Here is a 13,430-nt window from a genome sequence, read left to right on the forward strand (position 1 = left end):
GAATTAGAACATGAAGATACTCCACATTGTACCCTCCTATAAGCCGGCATATATCTATGGCGGACCCATCGAATCTGTCTCCAAATTATGCGAAGGATTGGTGAAGGCTGGTCATGAGGTGGATGTTTTTACCACCACGGCAAACGGTGAAACGGAACTGCCGGTTGAAGAAGGTAAAACGATTGATGTGGATGGGGTGAATGTGACTTATTTCCGCAGGATTACCAAAGATCATACGCATGTGTCACCCGACTTATGGAAACATCTGTACAAAAATGTGCAGTCCTACGATATCGTAAATATCCAGTCCTGGTGGAGCTTTTTGGTGATCGTTGCCGCCTGTATCTGCCATGCCAAAGGGGTTAGAGTGGTGGTATCTCCGAGGGGGATGCTGAGTCCTTATATTTTCAATTCGGGCAATTCAAAGAAAAAGAAGCTGATCCACGCTGTGATTGGCCGCTGGGCGCTGTCGAAAACCTGGTTTCATGCCACTGCTGAAGCTGAAGTTGCGGAGTGCAGGGAGGTGATACCGGGCTGGAAGGGATTTATGATTGCGAACAATGTGACGCTGCCTGATATTCCGATAGTGAAACAGGAGAAGGAGGTGTTTACCCTCATATTTATGTCGCGCGTGCATCAGAAAAAAGGGATTGAGATCCTGCTGAATGCAGTGCAGGGTATTTCATTTCCGGTGAAGCTGCAGATTGCGGGCTCAGGAGAAGCAGACTACACACAAAAACTGAAAGACCTGGTAAAGGAACTGGGGATAGAGGATAAAGTGGAGTGGCTGGGATGGATGGACAGGGACAGGAAGTTTAAAGTATTGATGGAAGCGGATCTTTTTGTGCTGGCTTCTCTGAATGAAAACTTTGCGAATGTGGTGTTGGAATCATTGCATATGGGTACTCCGGTGATGGTTTCGAAGGAAGTAGCGCTTTCAAAATTTGTGGCCGACTATAAGGTAGGCTGGGTTTCTTCGCTGGCGACGAATGATGTGACTAAAAAAATCACTGAAGCGAGAAATGAGAAGGAAAAACGCCACTGGATTGAGGAAAATGGCAGGGAGATCATTGCAAAAAGCTTCTCTGAAAAGGTGCTGATTGCACAATATGTTGAACAGTATAAAAATGTCATAAACTACAAGTAAGAAGCTATGGATCAAGTTAAATCAACCTTATTGCAGGCCCTGATTCTCACGAAGAATGAAGAACCCAATTTGAAACGGGTGCTGGATAAACTGACATGGCTGGAAAGGGTGGTGATTGTGGATAGTTTCAGTACCGATGCTACGCTGGATATTGCCGCTTCTTTTGAGAATACGGTAGTGGTACAGCGCCCCTTTGATTCTTTTGCCAGTCAGTGTAATTACGGGCTGACGCTGCTGGACAGTACATGGGTGCTGAGTATGGACTCTGATTACGTGCTGACAGATGATTTTATCAATGAGACGAGGGCTTTTATTACCACGGGTGATAAAAGTGCTTATGCCACAGAATTTAAGTTTGTGGTTTTTGGTAAGCCGCTGTTGAAAGACAATACTACGCCGAGGCCGGTATTGTTTAAAAAGGAGGCGGGTTCTTATTTTGATGATGGCCATGCCCACCGCCTGGCGATTACAGGGGAAACAGGAGCTTATCGTGCGCGCATCCTCCATGATGACCGTAAATCGCTGACGATCTGGTTAAATAACCAGAATGGCTATTCGGTTAAAGAAAGCCATAAGATCCTGAATACGCCGCAGACTGAACTACCGATGAGTGCGAAGATCAGGAAAACAAAGATCCTGGCGCCCTTCATGGTGTTTTTCTATTCGCTCTTTATCAAGGGGCTGATCTTTAATGGCTGGAGGGGATGGCATTATGTATTGCAGCGTACAATGGTGGAGATTGTTATCGCGCTGCGCCTGATTGAAGAAGAAAAATTAAAAAAAGAGATCGAGTAGTATAATGGAAGAACTGAACCGCTCAAAAGTAAAGCTGGCAAATTTTGATTCAACCGTAGGTTTGGACAGAGGTGCAGGTAAATTGAAAGAGATCTGCTGGTATTTTACCAAGATGATTTTCTTTTTATCGGCAATGCCATGGCCCAGCAGCATCAAATGTTCTTTGCTGCGCTTGTTTGGCGCCAGAGTGGGTTCAGGGGTAAATATCAAACCCAGGGTAAATATCCATTTTCCCTGGAAACTGACAGTGGGTAATGATGTATGGATAGGTGAAGAGGCTTTCCTGCTCAATTTTGAACTGCTGACGATCGGCAACGATGTATGTATCTCTCAGCGGGCATTCCTGTGTGGGGGCAACCATGATTTCAGGATTCCTGAAATGCCCTACAGGAACGGGCCGATTACGCTGATGGATGGAGCCTGGATCGGGGCTTCGGTATTTGTTTCTCCGGGAGTGACAGTAGGTACTGACAGTGTGATCACGGCAGGATCTGTAGTAACCGGGGACATTGCAGCCAACGGAATTTACAAAGGGAATCCTTTAGTTTTTATCAAACAAAGATGGTAATGAAGAAAAAGATATTGGTATTGGGTATAAACTGCTTGCCGGAACTCACGGGGATAGGTAAGTATACAGGTGAGATGATCACATGGATGGCCGAACAGGGCCACGATGTGACTATGGTCACTGGTTTTCCCTATTATCCGAACTGGAAGGTACAGGAGCCATACACAGGTGGCTGGTACAAGTCAGAAACAATGTTTGAAGGCAGCCTGAAAATTCACAGGTGCCCGCTTTATATCCCCTCTAAACCTTCAGGACTGAAAAGGCTGATCCATGAATCTATATTTTTTGTATCAGCAGGCTTTGTAGTGCTCAAAATGCTCTTCAAGCCTAAGCAGGACCTGATTTTTGCGATTGCGCCACCTTTCCACCTGGCGATTCTGGCGCTGTTCTACCGTTTTTTCAGGGGTGGACGTATTATCTACCATGTGCAGGACCTGCAGATTGAGGCGGCAAAGGAGCTGAAGATGCTGCGCTATAAATGGATGTTCGATACGCTTTTTGCCATCGAGTACTTTATCCTGAGGAAGATGGATTTTATCAGTACGATCTCTGAAGGGATGATGAAAAAGGTAGGACGCAAGATTCCTAAGGGGGTGATGTTCTTTCCGAACTGGGTAGATACTGAAACATTCTGCCCGCTGCCGGAGCGTCATCTGCTGAAAACAAAATGGGGTTACCAGCCGGATGACCATGTGGTATTATACTCCGGAAGTATCGGCGAGAAACAGGGACTGGACAGTTTGATCAGGATCGCGGCTCAGTTACAGCCCCGCACAAATATCAAATTTGTGATTTGCGGAACAGGGCCATACAAAGCTGAACTGATCAGGATGTCTGAAGAAGCGGGTCTTACCAACCTGGCATTTCTGCCGCTGCAGGAATTTGATGTCTTTAATGAGTTTTTGAATATGGCGGATATCCACCTGGTGTTGCAGAAAGCAAATGCGAGCGATCTGGTGATGCCATCCAAGCTGACGGCGATTTTAGCAGTGGGCGGACTGGCATTGGTGACGGCAAATGAAGGCACTACGCTGCATGATGTGATTATTGAACATGCTATGGGTGTGATTATTGAGGCCGAAAAGGAAAACCTGCTGGCGGAAGCTATAGTGGAGATTACTGAAAACGATTACGAACCTTGCAGGAAGAACGCAAGGAAATATGCTGAGAAATATTTGGATAAACGTAACATCCTTCCTGAAATGCTGGAGTATGTATCCGATGTAAGAAACCATAATTGATAGCTAAACCTAAAGATGATGAAGAAGTTCCTGATTATTATCCTGTTTATATTTTCGCAGCTCAACTTAAAAGCCCAATTTTTAGATTCGCTGCAGGTGCAGGCGGGAACGGCGGTAAATGTTGCAAGTAAAGATTTTTTACCGCTCTGGTTACAGGCCAACAGGTTTGGTGTAGTATCTGACCAGCAGTTTGATTTTACGACGCACCTGAGGGCTACCAATGCACATCGCTTTGGTGCGCCAACAACAATTTATGACGGCAATGACAGGGGTATCTATGTCAGCTATGGAATTGATGCCTATAACAATGACCACCTGAGCAAAACTTTGCTGCAGGAGGCTTTCCTGAAGGTGAGGTACAAGAATATCACCTTTAGCGGAGGTAGGTTTAAGCAGATCATCGGCGAGGTGGATCCGGATCTTTCTTCGGGATCGCTGGGACTTAGTGGCAATGCATTGCCTGTTCCGAAGCTGAATCTGGCAATGGAATATACGGACATCCCTTTTACAAACGGATGGTTCCAGTTTAAGGGGATGATCAGTCATGGCTGGATGGGACCAAACCAGTTCCTGAAAAGTGCTTACCTCCATGAGAAGAATTTCTACGTACGCTTTGGTAAACATAAACTGAAGCTCTATGGAGGAATCCAGCATTATGCGGTATGGGGTGGCGAAAGGGCTGGTTTCTTTGACCTGGACCGCTCTTTTGACGGCTTTCTCAGTGTCCTGATCGGTAAGGAAGCCAATGATGGCAGTGTGATGGGAGACATCAGGCCAAACAGACCGGGTGACCACCGAGGGGTGATTGAAGCGGGTGCCGAATGGGAAAACGATGATCTCAAAATCAGCCTGAACCACCAGACGCCCTTTGATATGGGCCAGGGTATTGATACGAGAAATATTGACCGCCTGCTGAGTTTAAACATCGTCAATAAAAAGGAAGATGCGATCCTGAAAAAGATCACTTTTGAATTTATCCATACCAAACAGATGAACGACTTTTACAGGCTGGGAGTTAGGGAAAGTTATTACAATAACGGTATCTACAGAACGGGTTGGGAGTACAACGACCATATTCTTGGTACACCGCTGTTCATTAACAGGGTACGGGGATCCAATTACTTCCCGGATGTACAGCCTTATGACTGGGACGGACCAACGGCTACCATACAGCCGCTCACCAATATTATCAGTAACAGGGTAGTGGGTGGACATGTAGGTGCTATCCTTGCGCTGACCGAAGATATCTCTTCCAAAACCTTACTTACTTTTACCAATAACTACGGGAACTATAATGACCGGAACTTCAGGGAAAGATATTACGGACAGTGGTATACGCTGCAGGAATTCAGATGGGCAGTTCCGAAATCACAGTTGTCTGTAAAAGGGGCGCTGGCCTTTGACTTTGGAGATATGTACAGCAATTTCGGCTCTATGGTTGGCGTAGAATGGCAGCTGAGATAATGAACGGGCTTCTGAAATAAGAGAATTGTTGTAAGTTTGCCTGACAATCTAACCAGATGGCAGACCACTACGGCTCTTATTTTAAAACTTTAGGGATCATTATTGATATGCTCCTGCTGAACCTTGCAGGTCTCGCAGGTTATCTCCTGATGTTGAATTTGCCGCTGGAGGACCTGCACCTGGGCTGGCTTCATGTACTGCTGATCAATTTTCTGTGGTTCAATGTGACCCAGGCAACACGGCTATACCGGGATATTTTTGCCAGGGATGCGATACCTACATTGAAGGCAGCTCTGGGCTCGCTCTTCCTTTTTGCCTTCCTCATCTTTTCTTTAATTGCGCTGATCGCAGATTTTCATTGGTACAGCATTCCTGTGCTGGTCTCGCTGCTGCTGTTTTCTTTTCTGCTGTTGTCTGGCAAGATTATCTTTCTCCTCTGGAGGAGGAGCTCAAGGGCCAGCCGGATCGACTATAAACCTGTGCTGATCCTGGGAACAGGGCCACTGGCGACGGAATTGAAAACTTATCTGGATACTCACCCTATTTTGGGTTACAAAGTAATTGGCTTTTTTGATAACAGGCCGGGGGCAGCTGTGCTGGGACCATTGGAGGGATGGCTGAGTTATGCCAGGGAGAATGGTATTAAAGAGGTTTTTTGTGTATTACCCGATGAAGAACTGGAAGAGATCTATCAGCTGAGAAGGCAGGCAGATCAGGCAATGGTTCGCTTTAAGATGGTTCCGGATGTGAAGGATTATTTTCGCAGGAATGTAAAGGTGCAGTGGTTTGGCCACATGCCGGTATTAAGTACCAGGACTGAGCCGCTGGAGATACGGATGAACCAGATCCTGAAACGGGGATTTGACATTGTAATTTCATTATTTGTTATAATTTTTCTTTTGAGTTGGCTCTTTCCCCTGCTGGCTGTATGGATCAAACTGAGTTCTAAAGGACCGGTGCTGTTCAGGCAGCTGCGTTCAGGAAAAAACAATGAGTCGTTCCGCTGCCTGAAGTTCAGGAGTATGGTGGTTAATGATCAGGCAGATTCTTTACAGGCGGTGAAGAATGATCACCGGTTAACCAAAATCGGTGCTTTTATGAGGAGAAACAGCATTGACGAGCTTCCACAGTTCATCAATGTGTTGCTGGGAGACATGTCAGTGGTTGGCCCAAGGCCACACATGCTGCAGCATACGGCTGCTTATGCCGCGCTGATCGAGAAATTTATGGTTCGTCATCTGGTGCTTCCGGGGATTACAGGATGGGCACAAACCAAAGGTTTGAGAGGGGAGACTTTTGATCAGCAATCAATGCAGGAGAGGGTGGAGGCTGATATCTGGTATCTCGAAAACTGGTCTTTGTTTCTGGATATGAAAATTGTCTTTATGACCGCAGTACATGTGGTGCTGGGTAGTGATAAAGCGCATTAATGTTGACAACTGAAAGTGTTGGCTGTTCAATAAACTGGTCATTTAATTCAGAAAAATAGACAATTTAACCAAAAAAGGTTGTTCCTGGCTTACTTTTCAGCATTGGCCTGAATATTTTGCTGTTAATTCTGTGTTATGTACAGAATATTAGAAATTCGGGCATGATAAAGACTTAAACACTGGTTTTTCATTTTTGTAATTCATTTAATCGATCTTATTGTTAATCTAAAGTTTACTAAATAAAAAATTGGCTCTTTTTTTTGTTGAAATCTTCTGATTATACTATATTAGTGATAATTATTTAAACAATAATTCTTGTTTGAACCTTGGCAGATCCCTTGGTATAATTCTTGTTACACAAGCCGTATTCATTGCATAACTTAAAGTATAATATGTCCATTCAAACCCGCTACCTTTATTTACTTAGATACATCCTGCCGGTTACAGACATCCTAATGCTAAATCTCATTTATGTGCTCTCTTATTACTTTACCGGATATATGGGTAAGGGAGTAAGTGAGGAGTTGCAAAAACATTATCTTGTCGTTTGTAATTTGTTATGGTTTCTGAACACAGCTGTTTTTAACCTGTATTCGGAGTATAACGCCAGGAAGATCGAACGGATCTATAGGGGCACGATTAAGAGTGTCATCCTGCATTTTGTTATTTTTTCGCTCTATTTACTCTTCGCAAAGGATCTGGACTTTTCCAGAAATTTCCTCATTACTTTTTATGTCTTTCTGTTTATCGGATTTGTGCTCAACAGGTTTGCCGGAACGTATATCCAGCATGTGCTGATCAACAGGTTCCACTCTACGAGAAAGGTTGCGGTAATGGGCGATAATGATACGGGGATGCGTGTAGCGGCTTACCTGCAGAAACAACGGAATATCGATTTTTACGGATTTGTAGGTGATGATGCCAGTATCTATGGCGACCGCAACGGAAAGATCTCTCCTGAAGCAAGTGTGAGGTTACAGGAAGCGGCGCTCTCCGGGGTGAAAGATCTGTATGTGTCTGTGGCGCCGTCCAGGATGCGCGAAATAGGTCCGCTGGTCATGGAAGCCGACAAGCAGCTGCTGCGTCTTAAATTTATTCCTGATCTGGCCGGTGCCCTTGCTGCACCCTATAGAATAAGTTATATGGGTGGGGAGTTTCCGATTATCACGCTGAGACACGAACCATTGGAGAGTATGGGTAACCGCTTTAAAAAGCGTGCCTTTGATATGGCTTTCGCTGCTTTCGTCATCATCTTTATCCTGAGCTGGCTATATCCCATTATCGCGATTCTGATTAAACTGCAAAGCAAAGGCCCTGTGATGTTTAAACAACAGCGGAGCGGAATTAATGATGAGCCCTTCTGGTGCTACAAGTTCAGAAGCATGCGCATGAATAATGACAGTGATAAAAAACAGGCTACCAAAGGTGACGACAGAATTACGCCAATCGGCAGGATCCTACGTAAAACCAGTTTGGATGAAATGCCGCAGTTTTTCAATGTCTTTATGGGAAATATGAGTATCGTTGGACCACGACCGCATATGCTGCGCCACACGGAAGAATACAAGAAAATTATCGGCCAGTATATGGTGCGGCAGTTTGTGAAGCCGGGAATTACGGGATGGGCACAAGTGAACGGTTACCGGGGCGAAACCAAGGATGACTCTGCCATGGAGAAAAGGGTAGAACATGATATCTGGTATCTGGAGCACTGGAGTTTGATGCTGGATGTACGCATCATATTTTTAACCGTCATTAACATTTTCCGTGGTGAGGAGAACGCATACTAAAATTGAAAACAATTATATGATAATAGCCGTTACAACATGAGTGTGTTTCAATGCGATTATCTGAAGGAAATGTATTAAATGCAGTTTCTGTTTAGTAGTTTTAGAAAAATAACGCATTCATAAATTTAAAATATACACTGAAAAACATATGTCTGAAATCAAACCTTCTTTGGTAATCCTGGCAGCTGGAATGGCTAGCCGTTATGGTGGTAACAAACAAACTGAATCTTTTGGCCCTTCTGGTGAAACTATCATGGAATATTCTATCTATGATGCGATTAAAGCTGGTTTTGGTAAAGTAATTTTTATTATCCGTGAAGAGTTCTCGGAATCTTTTAAAGCGGTAATTGAGCCTAAATTGGCCGGTAAAATCGAAACTGATTATGTATATCAGTCGTTAGAGAGTTTCAGTGGTGGACGTGCTACTCCTGAAGGCAGAACGAAACCTTTTGGTACCATGCATGCGCTGCTTTGCTGCAAGGATGTTCTGGATGCTCCTTTTGCTGTAATCAATGCAGACGACTTCTATGGCTTTGATGCTTTTAAACAAGCTTATGATTACCTGGTAGCAGGTATTGAAAAAGGTAAATACGCTTGTATCGGTTATGAACTGAAAAATACACTGAGTGATAACGGTTCTGTAACACGTGGCGAGATCAATGTTGATAATGAGAAAAACATTGTGAGCATCACTGAGCGTAAAGAGATCTATAAAAAAGATGGTAAAGCATTTACTCCGGATGGCGGAACAGATGTTGAATTACCTTTAGATACTAAAGTAAGTATGAACTTCTTCTGTTTCACTCCTGATTTTGTGAACTGGTCTGAAGAGGAATACTACAAATTCCGCGATGCGAATGCTACGGAACTGAAAGCAGAATTTTTAATTCCTGAAGTTGCTGATATCCTGATTAAATCTGGTGAAGGTGTAGTGAAGATGATTCCTACTGAAGCAGTTTGGTTTGGTGTGACGTTCAAGGAAGATGCGCCTGTTGTAAAAGCACAGTTGCAAAAACTGATTGACGAAGGTACGTACCCTGCGAACCTCTGGGCATAATTTAAAAAAGCCGGCTTGCTAATTGAAAGCCGGCTTTTTTTATCTTTTACTCTGATTATCTCGTAAAGCGGGCAACGACAAATGCGAAGATGCCGGTCATGAATTCTGTGAAGAATTTAAAATCATAAATTCTTTTGAAACTCTTGTCCGTCAGCGGGAAATGATACGCAGCCCATTCACCTGCCTGGGCAACTAATTCCCGATCTGTAATCTCATGGGAATACCATTCTACACCATCCTGTTTCCTCACCGGCTGGATATGTCCCAAAAACTCGTGCTTGTGGTAAACTGAAAATAAGGAGTTATCCTCGTAAACTGGCTCTATCAGCAGTATACCCATGTAATGCTGGCACATTACTTCAATTTCTTTTGTTCTCATTCGTAGCCAATTTATATCCGGCGCATAAAAATACGGCAAAAATGTAGCCGTGGATTTTTAAATTGGCAATAAAGTAAAACAATTTACGTTGATAAGTGTTTACCACAAAAATGGCATTTTACTCCTGTTCCGCCTGCTTGATAATTCCCGTGATAATTTCGTTCAGCTCATCTGCTGAAACGATAAGGTAGTTCAGGATTTCCTCTTTCTCCTCTGCATTACTCTGCACCTTCATTAAGCCCGACAAACTCATTACCCTGGCCAGTGGCGCTCTGACCTTATGACTCTGGATCCAGGCGATATGTTTTAGCCTGTTGTTCTGCTCCTCGATGCTATTGATATATTTAACACGGTCTGTAATGTCTGTGGCTAATACCAAAAGTCCCGTCCTGCCATTGACCTCGATCGGGTTACTGCGGACCTCTACATGAAAGGACCTTTTGTTCTTTTTCATGTGTACCATGTTTCCTTTGAAGGATTTCTGGTTCTTGCGGTAGCCGGACAGCGTTTTGAGCGTTTGCTTCGTCTCTGAGCCCTGTCTGAGGTCTTCCAGGGTAAGACTCAAAAATTCTTCCCTGCTGTATCCGTACAGGCTAAGTGCGGCATCGTTTACCTGCAGAAAGTGCAACGTAGCGGTATCAAAGACCCACATCGGACTGGGATTATTGGCAAACAGGTAGCGGTAATAATCTTCGGATTCCTTCAGCTTGTTGTTCAGCTCTGCGATTTCCAGTCCTTCATCTTCCAGCTGCCCCTGTAGTTCACTCTCCCTGACGATGATCTTCTCCAGACGCCATAATACCCGCTGAATCAGAATCAGGGTGACGAGATTGATAAAAAGTAAGGTGGAGGTATGACTTAACCAGGAAATGTGTGTAAAATGCCTGAGCAGTGGCGTATCAAACAGCTGGTGGTAAATGATAAAATCAAGGGCAATAAAGATCAGGAAGTTGGCCAGCAGGAAAAAATAGATCCTGTTTCCCTTGAACAGGAATACCGTGAATGTACAGGTGCAGGTAAAGTAGAGCAGTCCCGGTCCTTCGGCTCCCTGCACCAGCAGCGTGACCAGTGCGAAGATGTAGAACATCACCATCACAAACACCTTTTTCACTGCGATCCTGATCCGGCGCTGCAGCAGGACTGTAGCCAGCACCAGGTAGAATGCCCCGTCAAAGATGGTGATGAAAATATGCCTCTCCATCATTCCCAGTAAGATTCTTACAGACATCGCCAGTAGGCTTACCGGCAGCAGGTAGATGATGATCTTGATAAACGAAAGTTCACGCCAGTAGCTTACATCTCCTTCATCCTGAAGCTTCTGCAAGCCCATGATATCATAGATCCAGGCCGAATAGCGAAGCCACCACGAATGGATTATCTTTTGTAAATCGTCTCTCATGCAATCGTTGTATCTGCTTAGGAAATAGGAGTCATAACACTCTAAGGTAACAACTTGTATTTGATTTCCTATAATGATTTAGCTATTGTTTGACCCAAAATCCGAGGGTTCCCCCTGCAAGCTGTCTGAGGCGTTTGTATCCGGCCGGCACATAATCGTCGGGGCAGTGATAGGTAGCGAGGCGGGTTCCTGCGGGCTTGTCATCCAGCAGCTCATAAAACCGGGAAAGATACTCCTCGTAGATCTCCGGAGAGGTCTGCAGCAGGTTGTCTATAGGTTTTTCATGAACAATGTTTTCGCTGAATGAATTGTAGAAATAAAAGTGGTCGAACCTGTTCATGTCCAGCGCAGTAAAGTTGCCGTGGATGAACTCCACATTTGTGGTTTTTGTTGCATTTTGGGCAATAACCGCCTCGTCAACTAAGGCTTTCCGCTGTTCCACACCATAAAAAAAATGGTCCGGAAAATAATGTGCAGCAGTAATACAAAATTTTCCGACGCCGCTGCCAATATCTAAAATATGCCTGCCAGGGCCGCCTGCAAGGTGTTCTGCGGCCTTCATGGCGATATCCAGCGGGGTCCAGTGCATGGACGAAAGTTGTTGTGCGCGCATTGAATACAGCTTGTCAAATGCTGCATCGCTGGAAAAAATATAAGAAGGTCCGGAAGGTAAGTCCATATGCCAAAATTGGAGTAACTTTTGCTAAATTATAACTAAATCAATATAAAACCTATGATAATGAACAAGCATGTAAAAATGGGAATTCGGGAATCGGTACTTGTGGGTGTGAAACATTTTAACGGCTTGTTTTAATATTTTATGTTTTCTTTTAAAGAGTTTTGGTTGAAAATAACCAGCCTGATTGAGACGGCTGTGCTGCGGAAGGCTGACCCCTCTGAGGAGGAGCATGTTTTCTGGCGAAAAAAACTCTTCACCAATATGATTAGCTATGCTTTCGCCGTTAGTATCATAGCATTTGTATCATCAACGAGTTTTGGTATTTTTGCAGGCAGCACTGTGGTGCAATGGTTTAACATTATTTTCGGCTTTGCGCTCCTTTATGTTATCTTCAATAAAAAAATCATGATCCAGACCAGGAAAATAATTGCTTTATTTCTTCTATATGTATTGGCGATCATCTATATCGCTGTACTGGGATCTGAAGGGCCGGGCGTGTTGTACCTGATTATCATTACTATCTTTTGTGCAATGATCTTTCCCCGTCCGGTGGCGTATTACCTGGTGGGATTGAACGTAGTGATATGCGCAGCTTTTGGCGTGGTAATTTATTACAAATTGTTTGACAGCCCGCTGCTGGACAGCTATGACCTGCCTTTATGGGCGTCGTATTCTGGTAACCTGATTTTTGTGAGCCTGATCAGCGTCATGCTGGTGAGCAAGGTCCTCAACGGACTGGAACAGACGATACAGAAGGAAGCGAAACTGGTATCTAAACTGGATGCCTCTGAAAAATATTATCGTACAACTTTTGAAGCCAACCCGGTACCTATGTACGTTTTCGATATGGAGAACGGCCGTTTTCTGCATGTGAACGAGGCAGCTATTGCGAAGTACGGGTACAGCAAGGAAGAATTCCTGAAGATGAATATCAACGATATTCGTCCGCAGACAGAAACGAGTAAACTGCTGGATTTAAACAGCATGATCCGTAGCCGCGATTATTCGGGCGTGCTGATCCATATCAATAAGGATAATGATGCCTTCCCGGTAGAGATTGAAACCAATGTGATCAGGTTTGAAGAACGCGAAGCCCGCCTGGTGCTCGCTACAGACGTGTCAGAGCGGATTAATTATATCAAAGAGATTGAACGTCAGAATAAAGATCTGAAAGAAATTGCCTGGATCCAAAGCCATATGGTACGGGCACCCCTCGCAAATATCATGAGTCTCACAGAGTTTCTGATTAAGTATCCCGGTGAGGATACGCAGGAAACGCTGACCTTCCTGAAAGATTCCTCGCAGAAACTAAATGTTGCTATAAAAGCGATTGTAGGACAGGCCGATGGCTCCGGTCTGGCAAGCTAAAAGGTTTTGAATATTTAGGAAAAATCATACCTTGGACTTTTAATTAGAAGTTGGTTTTCTTTTTACTAAAATTACCAATCTTATAATTAGATTTGTAATCTCAGAAATGTGAT

Annotated in this window: 12 protein-coding genes; 9 read left to right on the forward strand and 3 right to left on the reverse strand. The window is 44.2% G+C overall.

From position 1 onward, the window contains the following. Positions 1-10: 10 nt before the first annotated feature. From OQY15_RS18845 to OQY15_RS18880, 8 genes are all read left to right on the forward strand, one after another. Positions 11-1,147 (forward strand): glycosyltransferase, encoded by a 1,137-nt coding sequence (locus OQY15_RS18845; protein ID WP_265793483.1) that lies wholly within the window; start codon positions 11-13, stop codon positions 1,145-1,147. Between the two features lie 6 nt (positions 1,148-1,153). Continuing rightward, positions 1,154-1,942 (forward strand): glycosyltransferase family 2 protein, encoded by a 789-nt coding sequence (locus tag OQY15_RS18850; RefSeq protein ID WP_265793484.1) that lies wholly within the window; start codon positions 1,154-1,156, stop codon positions 1,940-1,942. A 4-nt stretch (positions 1,943-1,946) separates the two neighbouring features. Continuing rightward, on the forward strand, positions 1,947-2,510 hold the full coding sequence (locus OQY15_RS18855; RefSeq protein WP_265793485.1) for a WcaF family extracellular polysaccharide biosynthesis acetyltransferase: 564 nt from the start codon (positions 1,947-1,949) through the stop codon (positions 2,508-2,510). After that, positions 2,510-3,751: a WcaI family glycosyltransferase gene (locus OQY15_RS18860; protein ID WP_265793486.1), complete on the forward strand. Its 1,242-nt coding sequence runs from the start codon at positions 2,510-2,512 to the stop codon at positions 3,749-3,751. The genes OQY15_RS18855 and OQY15_RS18860 overlap by 1 nt, the downstream gene beginning before the upstream one ends. 15 nt (positions 3,752-3,766) lie before the next feature. Further along, the gene (locus tag OQY15_RS18865) at positions 3,767-5,215 is read left to right on the forward strand and encodes a capsule assembly Wzi family protein (RefSeq protein WP_265793487.1); all 1,449 of its coding nucleotides are present in this window, start codon (positions 3,767-3,769) and stop codon (positions 5,213-5,215) included. Between the two features lie 56 nt (positions 5,216-5,271). After that, positions 5,272-6,645 carry an undecaprenyl-phosphate glucose phosphotransferase gene (locus OQY15_RS18870; protein ID WP_265793488.1) on the forward strand — a complete coding sequence of 458 codons (1,374 nt, stop codon included), beginning with the start codon at positions 5,272-5,274 and terminating at the stop codon, positions 6,643-6,645. A gap of 455 nt (positions 6,646-7,100) precedes the next feature. Further along, positions 7,101-8,435 (forward strand): undecaprenyl-phosphate glucose phosphotransferase, encoded by a 1,335-nt coding sequence (locus tag OQY15_RS18875; RefSeq protein WP_265793489.1) that lies wholly within the window; start codon positions 7,101-7,103, stop codon positions 8,433-8,435. Between the two features lie 148 nt (positions 8,436-8,583). Next, the gene (locus OQY15_RS18880) at positions 8,584-9,492 is read left to right on the forward strand and encodes a sugar phosphate nucleotidyltransferase (RefSeq protein WP_322973384.1); all 909 of its coding nucleotides are present in this window, start codon (positions 8,584-8,586) and stop codon (positions 9,490-9,492) included. 55 nt (positions 9,493-9,547) lie between these two features. Here OQY15_RS18880 and OQY15_RS18885 read toward each other — a convergent pair whose 3' ends face one another. The 3 genes from OQY15_RS18885 to OQY15_RS18895 form a co-directional block, all read right to left on the reverse strand. Further along, complete coding sequence (locus tag OQY15_RS18885) at positions 9,548-9,871, reverse strand: hypothetical protein (protein ID WP_265793490.1); 324 nt, start codon at positions 9,869-9,871, stop codon at positions 9,548-9,550. 118 nt (positions 9,872-9,989) lie between these two features. Next, entirely contained in the window at positions 9,990-11,270 is a 1,281-nt protein-coding gene (locus OQY15_RS18890; protein ID WP_265793491.1) for a PAS domain S-box protein, read from the reverse strand. A gap of 82 nt (positions 11,271-11,352) precedes the next feature. Then, the gene (locus OQY15_RS18895) at positions 11,353-11,949 is read right to left on the reverse strand and encodes a class I SAM-dependent methyltransferase (RefSeq protein WP_265793492.1); all 597 of its coding nucleotides are present in this window, start codon (positions 11,947-11,949) and stop codon (positions 11,353-11,355) included. A 165-nt stretch (positions 11,950-12,114) separates the two neighbouring features. On the opposite strand from OQY15_RS18895, the gene OQY15_RS18900 reads away from it, so the two are divergent. After that, the gene (locus OQY15_RS18900) at positions 12,115-13,317 is read left to right on the forward strand and encodes a PAS domain S-box protein (protein WP_265793493.1); all 1,203 of its coding nucleotides are present in this window, start codon (positions 12,115-12,117) and stop codon (positions 13,315-13,317) included. Positions 13,318-13,430 lie beyond the last annotated feature (113 nt).

Source organism: Pedobacter sp. MC2016-15 (assembly GCF_026239695.1).
In the GTDB taxonomy this organism is placed as follows: Bacteria; Bacteroidota; Bacteroidia; order Sphingobacteriales; family Sphingobacteriaceae; genus Pedobacter.